The following is an 18,120-nucleotide window of genomic DNA, read 5'->3' as shown; positions in this document are numbered from 1 at the left end:
CTGTTAACCCACTGAAAAGTGACGTGCGCCGAGCAGCTGCAGCCCTGCAAGGGTCAGGTACGGGTCAATATGGTTGATCTCAGGAAGATCCTCTTTAAGCAGCGTTATCAGTCCGCCCGTCGCTACAATCGGAGCATCCCCGTAACCGGGCTCTTCGCGAAGCCTTCTGATGATGCCGGCATAACTTTCCACCGCTCCCCAGTAGCTGCCTGCCTGCATGCTGCTGGCGGTATCGCGGGCAATCAGGGCTTTGCTTTTGCTTACGGATACCTCGGGCAGTTTGGCCGCACGTTCGCAAAGCGCTTTCAGTGAAATCTCAATGCCCGGCAGGATAAGGCCGCCTGCATAGTGGCCGGAGGGTGAAACGATATCGAAGGTGGTGGCGGTACCGCAGTCGAGTACGATTACCGGCGCACCGAACGATTCCCTTGCCGCAATCGCATTGACGATGCGATCGGCACCCACCTCGCGCGGGTTTTTATAGTCGACCGCCATCCCCGTTCTGACCTCGGATGAACCGACAAAAGCAGGGCTCCTGGCGAAGGTGCGCTGGCAGGCCACCTTAAGCGTGCCATCCAGGTGGGGGACCACACTTGCGACCAGAATGCCGTCAATATCGCTGGCAGCCTGACCGGACTGCTCGAACATGCCATGCAGCTGCCAGGCAAGTTCATCGGGTGTCATCTGCCGCTGGCTGGAAAGACGCCAGTGGGTGAGCAGCTCCTGACCCTCATAGAGGCCGAACACCATCTGAGTATTGCCGATGTCAGCAACAAGCAGCCGCTGTCTGTCTGGTGGATATTTGCTCATCTTAACTCCAGGTCGCCCGCAATGATGCGCTCTGTGCCGCGGATTGTCTTCAGCAGCAGGGCGCCATCCTGATCCAGCGCCGTGGCGATGCCATCGATGTAATCTTTGCCGTTGTGGACGCGCACCTTCTGTCCTGATGCGGCATGCGCTCGCCACCAGGCGGCATGAACGGGGGCAAAACCCTGCTCCAGATAGATGTCGTACCAGTAGTCCAGCGCATTGATCACTGCAGCAGCGACATCGAGCCGCGATGCTCTGCTGCCGGATATGGTGAAGAGGTCGGTGGCTCTCTGGGTGATGTCGGAGGGCCACCCCTCGACGGGGGCCCCGAGGTTGATGCCGAAGCCGAGCACGACCGAATGAACGCGCCCCGGTTCGGCGCGCATCTCGGTGAGAATACCGGCCAGTTTGGCATTGCGATGAAGAATGTCGTTCGGCCACTTGATGCGAAGATCCTGCGCGAAATCACCCAGTCCGTCATGCAGGGCAACCGAGGTGAGCAGCGAGAGTTGCGGCACCTGTTCCGGCGGCAGGTCGGGGCGAAGCAGTACGCTGCATGCGAGCGAATCGGCCACGGTATGCCAGCGGCGCCCGAGGCGCCCTTTGCCGGCACGCTGCCGCCGTGAAATTATGACCAGTCCCTCTTCAGCCCCTTTTTCCGCCTCAGCCATGGCATCGCGGTTGGTTGAATCGGTCTCGTCGAGTACCAGGATCTGGCGGCCTATCCGCTTTCCGTTACAGCGTCCAGCCAGCACGCCGCTGCTGAACACTTCCGATGCAAGCGAATACCCCTGTCCCGAGTGGGCCACGATATCTGCACCACTCTTGCGAAGCTGTTCGATATGTTTCCAGATGCCGGTGCGCGACAGCCCCAGCTCTTTGGCAAGCATGTCTCCGGAGACCGGTTCCGGACTTGCATCAAGCCTTGCCAGAATCTTTTCGCGGACAGCGTTCACGACTGTCTGCCGGTAATGCGCATGGAGAGGTCGAGCGCAGGGGCCGAGTGGGTAATGGCGCCGATGGCGATGCGGTCGATGCCGGTTTCGGCATAGCTGCGGGCGTTGGCAAGGGTGATGTTGCCTGAGGCCTCGAGGATGATTGATGCGGGCACGAGAGTGCGGGCAACAGCAACGGTTTCAGGAGTCATGTTGTCGAGCAGGATAATGTCCGGGAGGGCAGATACCGCCTCCTCTACCTCATCCATGGTTTCGCACTCAACCTCGACCCAGATGCCGCTGCTCTCTTCCCTGCAGGCGCGAATCGCACTGCTGATCGAGCCGCACGCCTCGATATGATTCTCCTTGATCAGCATGCCGCTCTCAAGGTCAATGCGGTGGTTGATGCCGCCACCGTGAAGCACTGCCTGTTTTTCAAGCCGGCGCAGCCCCGGCGTCGTTTTGCGCGTATCGGCCACTTTGCAGCCGGTGCCGTTTACCGCCTCGACAAAAGCACGGGTGGCGGTGGCAATGCCTGAGAGGTGCTGCAGGAAGTTGAGCGCCGTGCGTTCGGCAGCCAGCAGGGCGCGAAGCGGGCCGGTGAGTTCACAGATAATATCCCCGGCATTCACCTGCTCAGAATCATTGCGATGCCAGTTGCGGCCGATTGCGGCATCAACAGTGGCAAACACCTCGTCGGCAAGGGTGATGCCCGAGAGTGTGCCCGATGCCTTGGCGCTGATACGGGCGCTGCCAACCGCATCCGCAGCGATAGTGGCCATGCCTGTCAGGTCGTTGAAGGCGGCATCTTCGGCAAGTGCGGTCTGGATGAGTTGGCTGTTATTCGTCTGCATTCTGTGAACTCTATGAACCTGCGGTTAAATGTCATCTTAAGGTTGTTCAAATGGGTGTAACTGCTGACGGTTCGTGTATATATTGTCGGCATGAGCGACCAATCGGATAGCGCTGCAACGGTGATGGCGCCGGAGCAGGAGAAGGCAACCATTCTGGTTGTTGATGACACCCCTGAGAATATTGATGTGTTACGCGGTATTTTGCGGTCGGAATATAAGGTCAAGGTGGCGATCAACGGAGAGCAGGCACTGAAACTCTGCTTCTCTGATTCACCGCCCGATCTGATCCTTCTCGATATCATGATGCCGGGCATGGATGGCTACGAAGTGTGCAGGCGATTGAAGGAGAGCCCGCGCAGCGAGGGGATTCCGGTGATCTTCGTGACTGCGATGAATGAGACCCGCGACGAAGTTCAGGGCTTTGAAGTGGGGGCTGTCGATTATATCAATAAACCGATCACGCCCGCGATCGTGCATGCGCGGGTGCGAACCCACCTGAAGCTCAGATCCGCTTACCGGTTTATTCGCGACACCTTCGGTCGTTACCTTTCAGAGGAGATTGTCGACAGCCTGATCGATTCGCCGCACGGCCTGAAGCTTGGTGGTGAAAAGCGTGATGTGACCGTACTGATGTCCGATCTCAGGGGCTTTACCTCGATCGGGGAGCGGCTGCCCGCCGAAACCGTGGTCGATATGATCAATATCTATCTCGGTGAGATGACCGAGGTGATCCAGAAACATATGGGCACCATCGATGAGTTTATCGGCGATGCCATCCTGGCCATCTTCGGCGCACCGATTGAGCGTGAGGATGACGCGCTGCGAGCGGTGCGCTGTGCGGTGGAGATGCAGCAGACGATGGAGAGGGTGAACGGGCGATACGTGGAGCTTGGGTATCCGGCACTGCAGATGGGAATCGGAATCAACAGCGGTGCAGCCATCGTCGGCAATATCGGCTCGAAAAAGCGCAGTAAGTACGCCGTGGTCGGCAGGGTGGTGAATACCGCATCGAGGATCGAGTCCTATACCGTAGGGGGGCAGATCCTGATTTCCGAAGAGACGCGCGATGCTTGTGCGGTTGAGGTGCGCATCGACGATGAGCTGAAGGTAACACCGAAGGGTATCAGCGAGGAGATGACCATCTTCGACATCGGCGGTGTTTATGGGGATGAACCGTTGCTGCTGCCGGAAAAAGTCGATGAGCCATTGGTCGAGCCCGCTTACCCGCTGGATGTGCAGGTGTGCCGGCTTGAGGGCAAGTTTGCACGCGAACCGTTTGGTGGGAAAATACTCAGGCTGAGCCATTCGGTGTTCGAGATGCAGCTAGAGAAGGAGAGCACGCCGCTTACCAGCCTGAAGGTGATACTGCCGGATGGCATATCCGAGTTATATGTCAAAACGATGCCCTCCCGTTCAGATGACCCATACAGGGTGCATGTCCGGGTGAGTTATATGCCGGAGGAGGCGGAGGCTTTTGTTAGCAGGCTTCTCACGGAGGTGGGGCAGTGAGCCTGCTGTTGCACATCTCTGATTCGCATCTCTATGAAGATCCGGCTGGCGAGTTGAAAGGGGTGCGTCCACGTGACAGCTATGCGTCTGTGCTTAAGGCTGCACATGATCGCTTCCCCAATCCCGATGCGGTCGTGCTCGGAGGCGACATGGCGCAGGATGAGGCTGCTGCCACGTATCGGAAGGTGGCTGAGATGCTTCCATGGCGTGTGCCTGTGATGATCTCTCCCGGCAACCATGCCAATATTTCCGTTCTCAAGGCGTCGCTGATCCCGGCCCTGGAAGAGCACTCCGTTTATAGCGACCATCTGCAGCTTGAGCACTGGCAGGTGATTACGCTCAATTCGCACAGGCCGGGAAGCATTGCCGGATTCTTGCGTCTCAGTGAGCTCAACCGTTTGCGTGCGCTGCTGCAGACCGGTGGTGACAAGCACACGCTGATCGCACTGCATCATCCTCCGCTCGATGTGGGCAGTCGCTGGCTGGATGCCATCGGGCTTGAGAACAGGGATGAGTTTTGGGAACTGATTGCTGATTTTCCGCAGGTCAGGGTAATCCTTGCCGGGCATATTCATCAGGCATTCGATACTTTCCATGACGGGGTTCGGGTGCTCGGATCCCCATCGACATGTATCCAGTTTAAACGCAGGAGTGATGATTTCGGCATGGATGATATCTCCCCGGGCTATCGCTGGATAAGGTTGATGGATAATGGCCAGATTCAGACAGCGGTGGAGCGCATTAACGGGTTTATTCCACCGGACCTGAACAACATCGAACCCTATTGATCATCTGATTGGCATAGGTGTGAGCTGCTGCTTCCGGCCATTCGGCAACTAAGGGTTGCCCGGTAGTGTGCAGATAGGGTTTCAGGAGGTTGTTTTGCCAGATGTCAGTGCACTGATTCAGTTGGGTTGGAAGCCATATTACCAGCAACAGCTCACGCTTGAGGAGTGGGAAAGCGCCACAATGGGGCGAGTGATCTCGCAGGAAAGAGGCGTAATCCATGTGCAGACTTCAGAGGGCAGGAGATCGATTCATATCTCTAAAGGTATGCCTGCGTTCGCGGTCGGCGACTGGGTTGTACTCGACGCATCGGGAAAATTTATCCGTCTGCTCGAGAGGCTTTCGCTTTTTTCCCGCAAGGCCGCCGGCACGAAGGTTTCAACTCAATTGATTGCTTCCAATATCGATACGGTGTTTATCGTCAGCTCCATGAATCAGGATTTCAACCTCAATCGTATTGAACGCTACCTGGCGTTGGCCAATGAGGCAGGCGTTGAGCCTGTAATTATCCTGACAAAACTTGATACCTGCGAAGATCCGGATCAATACATAGAACAGATAAATGCGATGGATCGGTTTCTTGAAACAGTTGCCGTGAACAGCCTTGATTCGGACAGTGTGCGCAAGCTGGATGCCTGGTGCGCAGAAGGGAAAACACTCGCCTTTCTTGGCTCGTCCGGTGTTGGCAAATCAACACTGATCAACACCCTGCTTGGAGAGCATGTCCAACATACCAGTTCTATCCGGGAAGATGATGCAAAGGGTCGCCACGCCACGACATCGCGATCCATTCACATGCTCCCCTCGGGCGGACTTCTGCTCGATACGCCTGGTATGCGGGAACTTCAACTGGCCGGCTGCGAGCAGGGGGTCGATGAAACCTTCCGCGAAATCGGTGAGCTTGCCGGGCAGTGCAGGTTTAAGAACTGCCAGCATGAGAATGAGCCCGGATGTGCCGTCCGTGCTGCAATTGAATCAGGGGATCTGGATGGGCGGCGCCTTGCCAATTACCTGAAGCTGATGAAAGAGCAGGAGCTGAATGCCGCCACCCTGGCGGAGAAAAGGGCGAAAGAGAGGGAGTTCGGGCGTTACATACATGCCTACAAAAAGTCTAAGTCAGGTAAAAAATAACCGCGCCATGTGAACAGATAGAGCCATGCAGGGCTTTCATGTCCAATGGTGGCTGACTCCTGCAGGTCATCAGGGAGCAATCTCGGCCATTCGTTCGAGTCCTGCCTGGCTCCCCAGTCCGGACAAATCTGGGCACTATTGGAATGAGGTGATTCCTATCAACTTTTGACTATCTCAAACCAGTCAGATGCAGCCATCTCTTCAAATTAACGATTATCATTGCTACAATAATAATGATAAGGAGCTATTTGTTTAGTTAGAAGTCGATTGGAGAAAGACATGGAACAATGCTATGAGTACTTAGGTTGTCACAATGTAGATTGCCCAATGTATAGACTGAAGGCGCCCATGCGCTGCTGGGAAGTAGAAGACACATTATGCAACAACCATGGCATTGAGCTTGAAAGGAGTAGTCACCCATACGCAAAGAAAGAAGATGTGTGTGCGCTTGGCTGCATCTACTACCATGAAGCAAAGGGTAGGGTATAAACTCCCAATTCAGTAACATTTAAATCTAATTATGGCCGCAAGTAGTCATTCAACTCAGTTGGTTCGAGTGACTCAAGGTTCCCCAGTCCGGACAAATCTGGGTGCCACTGGATTGAGACTAGCGCTCTAGCATTCTGACCGTCTTAGAACGGCCAGAAGCAGGCATTTGTATATCATGCTAAAGTAGGCTGAAACAGGATGGTTTTTCAGTTCACCATATTTAGTCGCAACTCAATCAACCGGAGGGAAGCAATGACAAGTTCAAATAATGAACAGGTTCAGAGTTTTCTGGACGATATTATTGTCAGCGATCCTGATAAATCAGATATCATAGAGAAACTTCGCAAAGTCGTATTCCAGACTGATTCGAATATCAATGAGCGAATGATGTATGGCGGCATAATGCTCTCTCTAGAAAGGGATTTTGGAGGTATCTTCGCTTACAAAAACCATGTCTCGTTCGAATTTTCTTTCGGAGCCAGCTTGGATGATCCAAGCAACATACTGGAGGGAGGTGGTAAGTTTCGCCGCCATATAAAAATCCACGGCTTGGCTGATATTGAGGCCAAGAAAGTAGCGTCTTTTGTTAAACAGGCATTAGAGCTATCGATAAACAGCTAAGGCTATGAATGACAGCTCTCGGCCAGCAACAGACACTCGACCTCGCCAGCTTCACCAAGTCAGAATAGTCACCAAAATGGTGTCTAATATATGTTATATTCCAAAACGATAAGAGCAGAAATCTTGAAAGGTAAGGCATGATTCATCGAATCTTGGACAAATCAAAACAAAAAGAGGTAGAAGAGCTATTCACTTCTGTATTCACCTCATCAGAGGGCGAAAAGGAAGGAAAATTGATTGGCAGCCTTTCTTTACAGTTGGCATCAAACATCGACAATAAAGAAATAATCTGTATCGGCGCATACGAAGATGAAACACTCATCGGTTGTATTTTTTTCACTCGCCTTCATTTTAGTAAGCCTATTCTGGTTTACATGCTCGCCCCAGTTGCAGTGAGCGCTGAACATCAGGGCAAAGGAATCGGTCAGGCTTTAATCAATTACGGGCTTGATGAACTGAAAAGGCGCGCTGCTAATGTTGCTGTTACATATGGAGATCCATCCTTTTATTCAAAGGTAGGGTTTCAGGCGCTTTCAGAAAATGTAATTAAGGCTCCGCTAAAGCTCTCAATGCCTTTTGGCTGGCTTGGGCAGTCTTTAACGGGAGAGCCAATTCCTACTATCAGTAAACGTCCCCTGTGCGTTAAGGAATTCATTGACCCCGTCTATTGGTAACCAAAAAAACATAATAATCACATGCACCCGGACAGAAAAAGCGCCGCGCGTTCCCCGCGCTGCTTTTTTGCTGCTGGTGATGTGAAGCGTTATACCTGATAATTGAATGACCGAAACTGGCCGGAAGCAGCCCTTCGTGAAGTTGATGCAGGCAGAAAAACAGAAACGGGCGCAGCCAGTGCGCCCGTTTTTTCATCGTTTCATGGGTTTATCCCGTCGCTTTAGTTGCTGTAATCGAAGTCTTTGTAGGAGATGTAGAAGAAGGCCAGTATATATAGGATGATAAAGACAACCGGGGCCACCTTGATAAACAGCGGCAGCTTCTTGGCCTTCTCTTTCAGGTTGCGCAGCAGCGGTGCGAGCGTGACGCGCTGGGACATAATGATACTGGTCTGGCGATCCATGATGGCGGTAAGGATGGTGTAGGCCAGTTCATGATGATTCTTCATCAGTTCGGTGAAATCTTCCTGTTTAAGATCGTAAACCACGCAATCTTCGAGGGCGGTTACGTCGGCACTCTTGCGCTTGCTGTTCAGGAAGCTGAGTTCGCCGAAAATGGTTCCGGATTCGATCTCGGCGAGAATGACGCGGCCCTCGTAGCGGTTATTATCCTCAACCTTGGCCTTGCCGGAGCGCATGATCTCTAGCGTGCCACCGGCCTGCCCCTCGGTAATGATCTTCTCTCCGGCAGAAAAGTTGGAGACGGTTATGCAGTCAAGGGCGCTGCGTTCAGCCGCCGTGACCTCTCTTTTCAGTATGTTCTTTTCCAGCCATGAAATATCAATTGCCATCTGTTTCTCCTGTGAAACCATCTCTGCACACCACTGTTTTCATGCGCTGTGCCATACCTTTTATGTTGCGTACGCTGACCTTTAGCACTCTTCCTTCAGTGAGATTAATCACCAATGCACAGGCCCTGACTGCAGCCTGATTATAGCAGCCACATCACGGCACCGGTAGTAAACATCGCAGCCGGTGCATTCCAGCGCCCCGGAACCACCGCGCGGCTCGCTGAGGTGGTCATGGCCGCGATCAAAGTGGCAATGAAAAGTATCTGCCAATCCGTGCCGTGGTAAACATGCAGGCTCCAGCAGAGCAGGATGGTGCAGGCCGCAATCAGAATCAGATGGCCGGCGAGCGTCTGGCTGGGGTGGGCCGGAAAGCCCAGCCTGCGGAAATTGAATTTAACGCTTCCGAAGCGGTCAATGAGGGCTGCAGCAGGAAATGCCAGGCAGAAACAGAGGGCCAGCCCGAACCCGAATTCAGGTATCGCCTGAAACCATAACGCGGCGATGAATATTGAGGCGATAGCCTGGGTCAGTGGAGGCAGGTTGGGGCGGAAGTAGATATCCATACCCAGATCATCCGCATCAGGGCTCCATGTCCAGGCCGCCCGCAGATGCTGCCAGAAAGGGGAGTTCACCGTGACGGCAGCGAGACTGAGAAGCGCCAGAAGGGCAACCCCGATCCAGAGCCAGCGGCTGTCCGTATAGACCGGCCACATCAGAACCCAGATCGCCAGCAGCGGGGGGATGGCGTGCTGGATGGTGTCCGGTGCAATGCCGCGGCGCAGCATCATGACCGAGAACCAGGCCAGTTGCAGGATACCGAACAGTACCAGTGCACTCAGGACAACGTCGCTCATAACTATGGATTCCAGCATGGCGGCAGGTTAGGGGCTGGAGGCGATTACAGCAAATGGGTTGTGAAGCTGCCTGCCTTTGCCGAAACTCCGCGAAGCCGTTAGATTGCTGTTCGAGTTTTAAGAGGAGGGATGGATGACCCAGGACGAAATGAAACGGAAAGTAGCTGAAGCAGCGCTGGCATATGTGAAGCCGGGTACGATTGTCGGTGTTGGTACCGGCTCTACCGCCAATATGTTTATTGATGCGCTGGCGGGTATGAAGGATGAAATTCTCGGCGCAGTCGCAAGCTCCGACGCCACTGCGGAACGGTTGGCCGGGCACGGAATTCCGGTTCTCGACCTCAATGATGCCCTGACGAGGGTGGATACTTTGTCCGTCTATATTGATGGCGCAGACGAATTCGATCCTGAGCGCAACCTGACCAAGGGCGGGGGCGGTGCCCTGACGCGCGAGAAGATCGTCGCGGCAGCCTCTTCACAGTTCATCTGTATCGTTGATGAGAGCAAAAAGGTCGAGTATCTGGGCGCATTTCCGCTGCCGATCGAGGTGATTCCGATGGCGCGTGAGCTGGTTGCATTTGAGGCGGCCAAGCTAGGCGGCAGGCCTGTATTGCGTGAAGGTTTCACGACCGATAACGGTAACATCATTATCGATGTGCATGACCTTAAGATTTATGAGGCCCGTAAGATGGAGGATCACCTCAACAGTATTCCGGGCGTGGTTACCAACGGTATCTTCTCGCATCAGGGGGCTGACATCGTTCTGATGGGTACACCTGCAGGCGTCGTTAGCCTCTGATCGGATCACGCAGCAGGCGTAGCGGCTTCATGGCCGGGACGGCTTCTGGGTGACGCCTCCTGCTGCCGGGTGATTCGAGTCTGTTCTATTAGAAAATCCGCACTAGAGTCCGCCGCATGCAGGTCAGCGATTTCGATTTCGAGCTTCCGGAATATCTAATAGCCAAAAGGCCGTTAGAGGCACGTGATGCCTCGCGCCTTCTCTGTATCCCCGAAGATGGCGGCGCGCTTGTCGACTCAATGATCCGCGATCTTCCGCTGCTGGTGAAGCCGGGTGATGTCTGGGTGCTGAACGATACCCGCGTGATTCCCGCCCGGCTGGTTGGCAATAAGCCGAGCGGCGGCAGGGTGGAGATACTGCTGCTGGAGCCTGCCGGCGAGAACAATGTCTGGCTCGCCTGGGGTAAATCGAACAAGCCGCTGAAGCCGGGCACCATCGTTGTGTTTTCAGACAGTTTCAGTGCTGAGGTGCTCACGCGTGATGGCAAGAATGTTGAGGTGCTGTTGTGTGCCGATGATGTGCCGGCCGCCATTGAATCGCATGGTCACATGCCGCTTCCCCCCTATATTGACAGGCCTGATTCCCGGGAGGACCGTGAACGTTACCAGACCGTGTTTGCCAGGCATGCCGGCGCTGTGGCGGCGCCAACTGCCGGGCTGCATCTGACTTCAGAGTTGATGGCGGCCATGCAGCAGGCGGGAGCAACCTTTGCCCATGTGACACTGCATGTCGGCCCAGGCACCTTTCAGCCGGTTCAGGTTGATGATGTGAACAGCCATGTGATGCATGAAGAGGCGTATATTGTGCCCGAGCAGACGGCCGAGACAGTCAATCGTGCCAAGGCGGAGGGGCGACGTATCGTGGCTGTGGGTACCACCTCCCTGCGTACGCTGGAGGCTGCCTCCGCTGCAGGGGAGCTGAAAGCAGGTGCGGGGCGTACTTCCATCTTTATCTATCCCGGTTACCATTTCCGCACTGTGGACGCACTGCTGACCAATTTTCATTTGCCGAAATCGACCCTGATCATGCTGGTGGCCGCACTTGCCGGTCGTGCAAGGGTGCTGGATGCCTACACCCATGCAAGGGAGTCCGGTTACCGCTTCTACTCCTATGGCGATGCGATGTTCGTGCCGAAGTTGTCTGACGCATGAAGCTGTTGATTGCCCAGATAGCCCCCAGAGTCGGTGATCTTGAGGGTAATGTCCGCCTGATACATGAGGCGTTGCGGGAGGCTGAGCATCAAGGGTGCGATCTGGCTGTTTTCCCGGAATTGACTGTTACCGGCTATCCGCCTGAAGACCTTCTCAAACGACCGGCATTTATGATCGCCGTGGATAAAGCGGTTGGGCAGGTGATTGCAGGCACATCTGCCGTATGCGCTGTATTTGGTGCCCCCCGTCGTGACGGAGAGTCGCTGCGCAACTCGGTGCTGTTGGCGCAGAACGGCAAACTGCTGGGTGTTTATGACAAACAGCGATTGCCCAACTACGGCGTTTTCGATGAGCAGCGGTATTTCTCCGCAGGCAATGGCACGAATGCGGTTGTGGAGGTGAACGGCCACAGGATTGGCGTTGGCATCTGTGAGGACCTTTGGCACGACGATCTGGCCAGGCGGCAGGCCGAAATGGATTGTGACCTATGGGTCAATCTCAATGCTTCCCCTTTTCATACCAATAAGCAGCTGGAGCGCGAAGCGCTGGTCAGACGCCGGGCAATGCAATTCGGCGTGCCGCTTGTCTATGTGAATCCGGTGGGTGGCCAGGATGAGATCGTATTTGATGGCGGCTCCCATGTGGTGGATGGTGCAGGAGATCTGGTTCTGCGTGCCCCCCTGTTCGAGAGCTGGGTCGGCACTGTCGATACCGAATCAGAGGAGGGGAGGATCATAAGCCCGCTTCCTGAAGCCATTGAGCAGGTGCACAGGGCACTGGTGATGGGGGTGCGCGACTACGTACACCGCAATGGATGCAGACAGGTGGTGATCGGCCTCTCGGGCGGTATTGATTCGGCACTGACTGCGGTGATCGCTGTGCAGGCGCTTGGCGCTGAGAATGTACTGGGTGTGCTGCTTCCCTCACGTTATTCGAGTGATCACTCGATTTCGGATGCCGAAGCCCTGGTCGCCAATCTTGGCATTGAAGCGGTTACACTGCCGATTGCCTCAGGAGTATCTGCCGCTGAAGATATTTTGGCCGACACCTTTGCCGAATGGGGCAAGAGTGAAGCGGATGTGACCGAGGAGAACATCCAGGCGCGCATCCGGGGTTTGCTGCTGATGGCGATCTCCAATAAAACCGGGCGCATGCTGCTGACTACCGGCAACAAGTCGGAGATGGCGGTTGGATATGCCACCCTCTACGGCGATATGGCCGGTGGCTTCGCCGTTCTCAAGGATGTCTATAAGACACAGGCCTTTGAACTTTCCCGCTGGATCAACCGGAGTGAAGAGGTGATTCCGTGGAATACAATTAGCAAGCCTCCATCGGCGGAGCTTCGCCCCGATCAGAAGGATTCCGACTCACTGCCCGATTACGAGGTGCTCGATGCAATCCTGAAGGCGAATATCGAGGAGCGGCTGGGCGTGGATGAAATTGCTGCGCGAGGTTATAATCGGGCGGAAGTTGAGCGTGTGGTACGTATGCTGCAGCTGGCGGAGTACAAGCGCAGGCAGGCGCCACCGGGTGTGAAAATTACCGAACGTGCCTTTGGCCGCGATCGTCGTTACCCGATCACACACCACTTTTATGAGTGGGAGAAATAAACTGCAGGATGATTAGTGGGTGCAGGCCTCTGCCTGCAGTCGTTATCAAGGAGAGTCCATGAAGAAGATCGAAGCAATTATCAAGCCGTTCAAAGTCGATGACGTTAAAGATGCACTCAGTGAGCTTGGTATTGACGGCATGACTATTACAGAAGTGAAAGGTCATGGTCGCCAGAAGGGGCATACCGAACTCTATCGTGGTGCCGAATATGTGGTTGATTTTGTCCCGAAAGTGAAGGTGGATGTGGTGGTTGGCGATGATCGCGTCGATGAGGCGCTTGCGGCGATCTGCTCTGCTGCTTCAACCGGCAAGGTGGGGGACGGCAAGATCTTTGTGTCACCGGTTGAGCAGGCCATCCGTATCCGTACAGGCGAGCGAGACGACGAGGCACTTTGATTCTCAGGCGATTGCCTTTTTGTGCGGCTTGTGACAAAGTCGCGCTTCTCATTTTACCGGGTGGGACTTTCTAATTGAACAGGAGAAATAGTTGTGAGTGACGCAATCAAAAAAGTCTTCGACATGATCGAAGAGAACGAGTGCGAGTTTGTCGACGTACGTTTTACCGATACGCGCGGCAAGTGGCAGCACGTTACCTATCCAATTCATCAGTTGAGTGAAGATTCATTCGAAGACGGTTTCGCCTTCGACGGCTCATCCGTTGCCGGCTGGTGTGATATTAATAATTCAGACATGGCGCTGATTCCTGATCCGACAAGTGCGAATATCGATCCATTCTTCGAGTCTTCCACGCTGGTGCTGGTTGCTCAGGTGATCGATCCGATTACCGGCCAGGAGTATAACCGCTGCCCGCGTCAGATTGCCCAGCGCGCACTGAACTACATCCGTTCAGCCGGTATCGCCGATACCGCATACTTCGGTCCTGAACTGGAGTTCTTCATTTTTGACGGTGTAACCTTCAGCAACGAGATGGGTAGCTGTGGCTACCAGATCGAATCCGAAGAGGCCGCCTGGAACTCCAACAAGAACTTTGCCGACACCTCTGAAGGTCTGATGCGTAACTCAGGTCACCGTCCACGTGTGAAAGGCGGTTACTTCCCGGTTCCCCCAATCGACTCACTGCACGAGATTCGTAACGACATGTCCCTGGTGATGTCCGATCTCGGTATTCATATGGAAGCGCATCATCATGAAGTTGCTACTGCCGGTCAGTGTGAGTTGGCGATGAAATTCGCTGAGTTGATCCAGAAGGCGGATGAGGTTCAGTGGTACAAGTATGTTGTGCACAACGTAGCCCATGCCCACGGTAAGACTGCAACCTTCATGCCTAAGCCGATCTACGGCGACAACGGCACTGCCATGCACGTGCACCAGTCCCTGTGGCTGAATGGCAAGAACCTGTTCGCAGGCGACAAGTATGCCAACCTCTCACAGGAAGCGCTCTGGTACATCGGTGGTATCATCAAGCATGCCAAGGCACTGAATGCGATCACCAATGCCTCTACCAACTCCTACAAGCGTCTGGTTCCGGGCTTTGAAGCACCGGTTATGCTGGCTTACTCCAACCGTAACCGTTCCGCCTCTATCCGTATCCCGGTTGTAAACTCCGATCCGGCTCGCCGCATCGAGGTTCGCTTCCCGGACTGCACCGCCAACCCGTACCTGGCATTCACTGCCATGATGCTGGCTGGTCTGGACGGTGTGGCCAACAAGATCGATCCGGGCGAAGCTGCAGATAAGAATCTCTACGATCTTCCACCGGAAGAGGGCAAGAAGATTCCAACCGTCTGCGGTGGTCTGGAAGAGGCTCTGAAAGCGCTGGATGCAGATCGTGACTTCCTGAAAGTCGGCGGTGTCATGGATGACGACATGATCGATGCCTACATCGAACTGAAGATGGAAGAGCTCAATGAAGTTCGTATGCGTCCGCATCCGAAGGAATTTGAACTGTACTACTCAGTATAATTCCATTTCCGGAAACAATAAAAAGGCCGCCCCATGGGCGGCCTTTTTTATTGGCGATGAAGGGTTCAGTGGGTTTGCGGATCACTCCACTTGATTAGAAAGTTCTGGTCCGCATGCAGATTGACCCAGCGCTGAAAATGGTTGCGCTCGATAAGTATCCACGGACCGGGCCTGGTGGAAAACAGGACGTGATCGGCCACTCTCCGTACATTCCAGGGGTTTCCCATTTTATTTGACCAGCGTCTTCCGAAATTGGAAATACCGGTTACTTTAACGATCTGCTGCTGCATAACTGGTCCTCCATTCTGTTTGTTGGATCAGTCCGGAGCGTCTCTGTCTGATCCTTTACTCTCTCTATCGGTCCGCTTGAGAAGAAATTAAGGGAATCACTCCCAGCCTCTCTGAAGGTTTTCACTCTGAGGATTGAACAGGTATAGTTATGCAATGAGTGAGCAGATCGATTCCATCCTCCAGTATGTACCTGAAAACCTGCATGGCGATGTACGGCGCCTGTTTAACATTTCCCCCCAGTTCTCGCAGCTGATGCGCAGTGCCGGAGAGGAGGAGTGCAGGCTGTTGTTCAGGCCGCTTGAAGAGGCAGTGCTGCCGGATGCCGGAGAGACATGGGTGCCGCCAAGCCAGAGCAGCGATCTGGTTGCCTGCATGTCTCATTTGCGCCGCTGCAAGCATCGCGGGCACCGCCACCTGATCTGGTGGGAAATGGGTCTGCGGGGTGACATGGATATCTCCTGCCGAGCCATCGCCGACCTTGCGTCAGGGCTTATGGGCGAGGCGGTAAGGATGGCAGAACGCCTGATCGCACCCCGTTACGGCCATGTTGAAGGAGGCTCTTTCTGTGTGATAGGGCTTGGTAAACTCGGCGGCCGTGAGTTGAATCTCGGCTCGGATGTCGATCCGCTCTTTATATGGCAGGGCAACGGTAATACGGTGGGCGGGCGACAATCGATTCCTGCTCCTGAATATTACATGCATCTCTCACGCATGCTGATTCGCCTGATGAGCGAACGTACTGCGGACGGCATTGTCTGGCCGGTGGATATGCGTCTGCGGCCGGGCGGCGACGGATCCGCCATAGTCCAGCACCTTGAAGCAACCCTTTCCCACTATCTTGAATATGGCCAGACCTGGGAGCGGGCAATGTTGATCAAGGCGCGTCCCGTGGCCGGAGATATGCAGCTGGGTGACGCCTTTATCGAGGGTATTGCACCCTTTATATTCAGACGTTACCTCGATTATACCACGGTGGCAGCACTGGCGGAGATGAAGCGGCGTATTGATGGCCAGGCAGGTTCTGGCGGTATTGCCCCGGGTTATGATGTGAAGCGCGGCAGGGGCGGCATACGCGAGATCGAATTCATCATCCAGTCGATGCAGCTGCTGCATGCCGGACGCAACAAGGATCTGAGGATTCAACCAAGCATGCAGGCGATCGATCGGCTGATGGATGCGGGTGTGATTGCAGAAGAGGATGTAAGCGAATTGAAAGCGGCCTACCGCTTCTGGCGCCGTATCGAGCACGCGATTCAGTCCCGTCGTGGCGAGCAGACCCATAAATTGCCTGATGATTATGCCGATTACCTGAGTACCGCGACCGGCATTGCGGATATTGAGCAGCAGATGGTGCACCACGCCGCCATTGTTGAGAGCGCATTCGGCAAGTTTGTGAAACCGGTCGGCGAAGAGCAGAAGGAGAGGGACTGGCTCTCCGGCGCAAATGAGGGGCTGCAAGGTCGCTCTGATGAGGATCGTGATCGTATGCTGCTGGCGCTTGAGAGGGTTGATGCATGGCTGTTACGAGGGCTGCTTCCAGAACGGAGCAGAGCCCAGGTGAGCCGTATCCTTGATCAGGCGATGCCGAAATGGCTTGATGATGAAAATGGTGTTACAGCGCTTGAAGCGTTTGCAGACCTTATCCGTTCGGTTTCAGGGCGTGCGACCTGGATCGATCTTCTGGCCACGCATCAGGGTGCGCTGGATTGGCTGATCGGTGTGCTTTCGGCCAGCCGGTATCTTGCTGACCACATTGTAAAAGACCCTTCCTGGCTGGAGTGGCCGCTGATGACCGAGCATAGCGAAGCGGATATCAGGGATATCTGTGCCGGCCTTGATTCACTGGATCAATTTGATGATATCGAACAGGCTCTGGCCGATATCGGGCGCTGGGTGGATCGGGCGCGCCTTCTCTGTGCTCTGGCAGTGGATGCGCATACGGCAGATGCAATGACTGTCGGCGGATGGATGGCAGATATGGCTGATGCTGCAACGTCTGCAGTGATTCGCCTCTGCCTTTCTCAGATGGATTTACCTAAGGATTTCCCGTTCGTGGCATTGGCGATGGGTAAACACGGATCGCATGAGATGGGGCTGGTTTCCGATCTCGATATGGTGTTTGTGCTGGTGCATGACAATCCCGGAGAGATGTGCGGTAAACGGAGTTTCGGTGAGCATGCCCAGCGTATCGGTCGCAGGGCGATCCAGTACCTGACAGCAGCGCCACCGTTTGGTGCCGGTTTTGAATTCGATGCCAGGCTTCGGCCATCGGGCAGTAGCGGCGTGCTGGTGACCAGTCTGAAGGGCTTCCATGACTATCAGCTGGGTGAAGCGCAGACATGGGAGCACCAGGCGCTCTGCAGATCCAGGGCGGCGGCTGGCCCCCAGGATGCAAAGGCGGCAGTGGAATCCGTTGTTGCTGAGGTATTGAACAAGCCTCGGGATCGAAAAGCGCTGGCAGCCGATGTATTGGAGATGCGCAGCAAGATGGTTGAACACCTCTCCAGCAGATCTGATGAGATCATCAACCTGAAACAGGATGAAGGCGGCCTCGTCGATATCGAGTTTCTGGCACAGTATGCCAGGCTGGCATTTGGAGGAGCTGCGCGCAGGACGATCGATGTTCTGCGTGACATTCCGGACTGCGCGCCGGCTGCCTGGAGAGAGGAGGGTGGCTGGCTGGCCGATAGCTATCTCGATTACCGCCAGATGGAGAATGCATTGCGGGTGGAGCTTTGGCGCTCTATCGGAAAACTTCCCAACAGAGCGGAGGCGACCGAGTGGGAGACGATGCGCCGTCATGCCGCCATCACCACGCCTGATGCGCTGAAAGATCGCATGCAGAGGGTTCGCGCAGCTTACAATCGCTTACTTGTCACCTGAACTTTTCA

Annotated in this window: 17 protein-coding genes; 11 read left to right on the top strand and 6 right to left on the bottom strand. The window is 54.8% G+C overall.

Annotated elements, in window-relative coordinates:
- Positions 1-3: 3 nt before the first annotated feature.
- The 3 genes from Ga0123462_RS07735 to nadC are packed head-to-tail and all read right to left on the bottom strand — an operon-like array spanning position 4 to position 2,599.
- Positions 4-810: a type III pantothenate kinase gene (locus Ga0123462_RS07735; RefSeq protein ID WP_100265781.1), complete on the bottom strand. Its 807-nt coding sequence runs from the start codon at positions 808-810 to the stop codon at positions 4-6.
- Positions 807-1,766: a biotin--[acetyl-CoA-carboxylase] ligase gene (locus tag Ga0123462_RS07730; protein WP_100265780.1), complete on the bottom strand. Its 960-nt coding sequence runs from the start codon at positions 1,764-1,766 to the stop codon at positions 807-809. Before Ga0123462_RS07730 ends, Ga0123462_RS07735 begins: the two co-directional genes overlap by 4 nt.
- A complete protein-coding gene (nadC, locus tag Ga0123462_RS07725) occupies positions 1,763-2,599 on the bottom strand; it encodes a carboxylating nicotinate-nucleotide diphosphorylase (RefSeq protein WP_100265779.1) in 837 nt (278 codons plus the stop codon). The genes Ga0123462_RS07730 and nadC overlap by 4 nt, the downstream gene beginning before the upstream one ends.
- Before the next feature lie 90 nt (positions 2,600-2,689).
- On the opposite strand from nadC, the gene Ga0123462_RS07720 reads away from it, so the two are divergent.
- From Ga0123462_RS07720 to Ga0123462_RS07700, 5 genes are all read left to right on the top strand, one after another.
- On the top strand, positions 2,690-4,108 hold the full coding sequence (locus tag Ga0123462_RS07720) for a response regulator (RefSeq protein ID WP_232726404.1): 1,419 nt from the start codon (positions 2,690-2,692) through the stop codon (positions 4,106-4,108).
- Positions 4,105-4,896: a metallophosphoesterase gene (locus Ga0123462_RS07715; protein WP_100265777.1), complete on the top strand. Its 792-nt coding sequence runs from the start codon at positions 4,105-4,107 to the stop codon at positions 4,894-4,896. The genes Ga0123462_RS07720 and Ga0123462_RS07715 overlap by 4 nt, the downstream gene beginning before the upstream one ends.
- Before the next feature lie 94 nt (positions 4,897-4,990).
- Positions 4,991-6,025 carry a ribosome small subunit-dependent GTPase A gene (gene rsgA / locus Ga0123462_RS07710; RefSeq protein WP_232726403.1) on the top strand — a complete coding sequence of 345 codons (1,035 nt, stop codon included), beginning with the start codon at positions 4,991-4,993 and terminating at the stop codon, positions 6,023-6,025.
- A gap of 741 nt (positions 6,026-6,766) precedes the next feature.
- Entirely contained in the window at positions 6,767-7,135 is a 369-nt protein-coding gene (locus tag Ga0123462_RS07705; RefSeq protein WP_100265776.1) for a DUF1801 domain-containing protein, read from the top strand.
- Positions 7,136-7,272: 137 nt separating this feature from the next.
- A complete protein-coding gene (locus Ga0123462_RS07700) occupies positions 7,273-7,809 on the top strand; it encodes a GNAT family N-acetyltransferase (RefSeq protein ID WP_100265775.1) in 537 nt (178 codons plus the stop codon).
- Positions 7,810-8,030: 221 nt separating this feature from the next.
- On the opposite strand, the gene Ga0123462_RS07695 is transcribed toward Ga0123462_RS07700, so the two are convergent.
- The gene (locus tag Ga0123462_RS07695) at positions 8,031-8,600 is read right to left on the bottom strand and encodes a Crp/Fnr family transcriptional regulator (RefSeq protein ID WP_157821312.1); all 570 of its coding nucleotides are present in this window, start codon (positions 8,598-8,600) and stop codon (positions 8,031-8,033) included.
- Between the two features lie 140 nt (positions 8,601-8,740).
- Positions 8,741-9,472: a hypothetical protein gene (locus Ga0123462_RS07690; RefSeq protein ID WP_100265773.1), complete on the bottom strand. Its 732-nt coding sequence runs from the start codon at positions 9,470-9,472 to the stop codon at positions 8,741-8,743.
- 115 nt (positions 9,473-9,587) lie between these two features.
- On the opposite strand from Ga0123462_RS07690, the gene rpiA reads away from it, so the two are divergent.
- The 5 genes from rpiA (at position 9,588) to glnA (ending at position 14,938) form a co-directional block, all read left to right on the top strand.
- Positions 9,588-10,253: a ribose-5-phosphate isomerase RpiA gene (gene rpiA / locus Ga0123462_RS07685; RefSeq protein ID WP_100265772.1), complete on the top strand. Its 666-nt coding sequence runs from the start codon at positions 9,588-9,590 to the stop codon at positions 10,251-10,253.
- Between the two features lie 116 nt (positions 10,254-10,369).
- Positions 10,370-11,404 (top strand): tRNA preQ1(34) S-adenosylmethionine ribosyltransferase-isomerase QueA, encoded by a 1,035-nt coding sequence (queA, locus tag Ga0123462_RS07680; RefSeq protein ID WP_100265771.1) that lies wholly within the window; start codon positions 10,370-10,372, stop codon positions 11,402-11,404.
- Positions 11,401-13,014, top strand: coding sequence for an NAD+ synthase (locus tag Ga0123462_RS07675; protein WP_100265770.1), 1,614 nt, complete (start codon positions 11,401-11,403; stop codon positions 13,012-13,014). The genes queA and Ga0123462_RS07675 overlap by 4 nt, the downstream gene beginning before the upstream one ends.
- 58 nt (positions 13,015-13,072) lie before the next feature.
- On the top strand, positions 13,073-13,411 hold the full coding sequence (locus Ga0123462_RS07670; RefSeq protein ID WP_100265769.1) for a P-II family nitrogen regulator: 339 nt from the start codon (positions 13,073-13,075) through the stop codon (positions 13,409-13,411).
- 93 nt (positions 13,412-13,504) lie between these two features.
- On the top strand, positions 13,505-14,938 hold the full coding sequence (glnA, locus tag Ga0123462_RS07665; RefSeq protein WP_198507318.1) for a type I glutamate--ammonia ligase: 1,434 nt from the start codon (positions 13,505-13,507) through the stop codon (positions 14,936-14,938).
- Between the two features lie 65 nt (positions 14,939-15,003).
- On the opposite strand, the gene Ga0123462_RS07660 is transcribed toward glnA, so the two are convergent.
- Entirely contained in the window at positions 15,004-15,228 is a 225-nt protein-coding gene (locus Ga0123462_RS07660) for a hypothetical protein (RefSeq protein WP_100265768.1), read from the bottom strand.
- Between the two features lie 154 nt (positions 15,229-15,382).
- Between Ga0123462_RS07660 and glnE the strand changes: the two genes are divergently transcribed.
- Entirely contained in the window at positions 15,383-18,112 is a 2,730-nt protein-coding gene (glnE, locus tag Ga0123462_RS07655) for a bifunctional [glutamate--ammonia ligase]-adenylyl-L-tyrosine phosphorylase/[glutamate--ammonia-ligase] adenylyltransferase (RefSeq protein WP_100265767.1), read from the top strand.
- The last annotated feature ends 8 nt before the right edge of the window (positions 18,113-18,120 follow it).

Source organism: Mariprofundus ferrinatatus (genome assembly GCF_002795825.1).
In the GTDB taxonomy this organism is placed as follows: Bacteria; Pseudomonadota; Zetaproteobacteria; order Mariprofundales; family Mariprofundaceae; genus Mariprofundus; species Mariprofundus ferrinatatus.
This window is presented reverse-complemented; position numbering and strand designations above follow the sequence as displayed.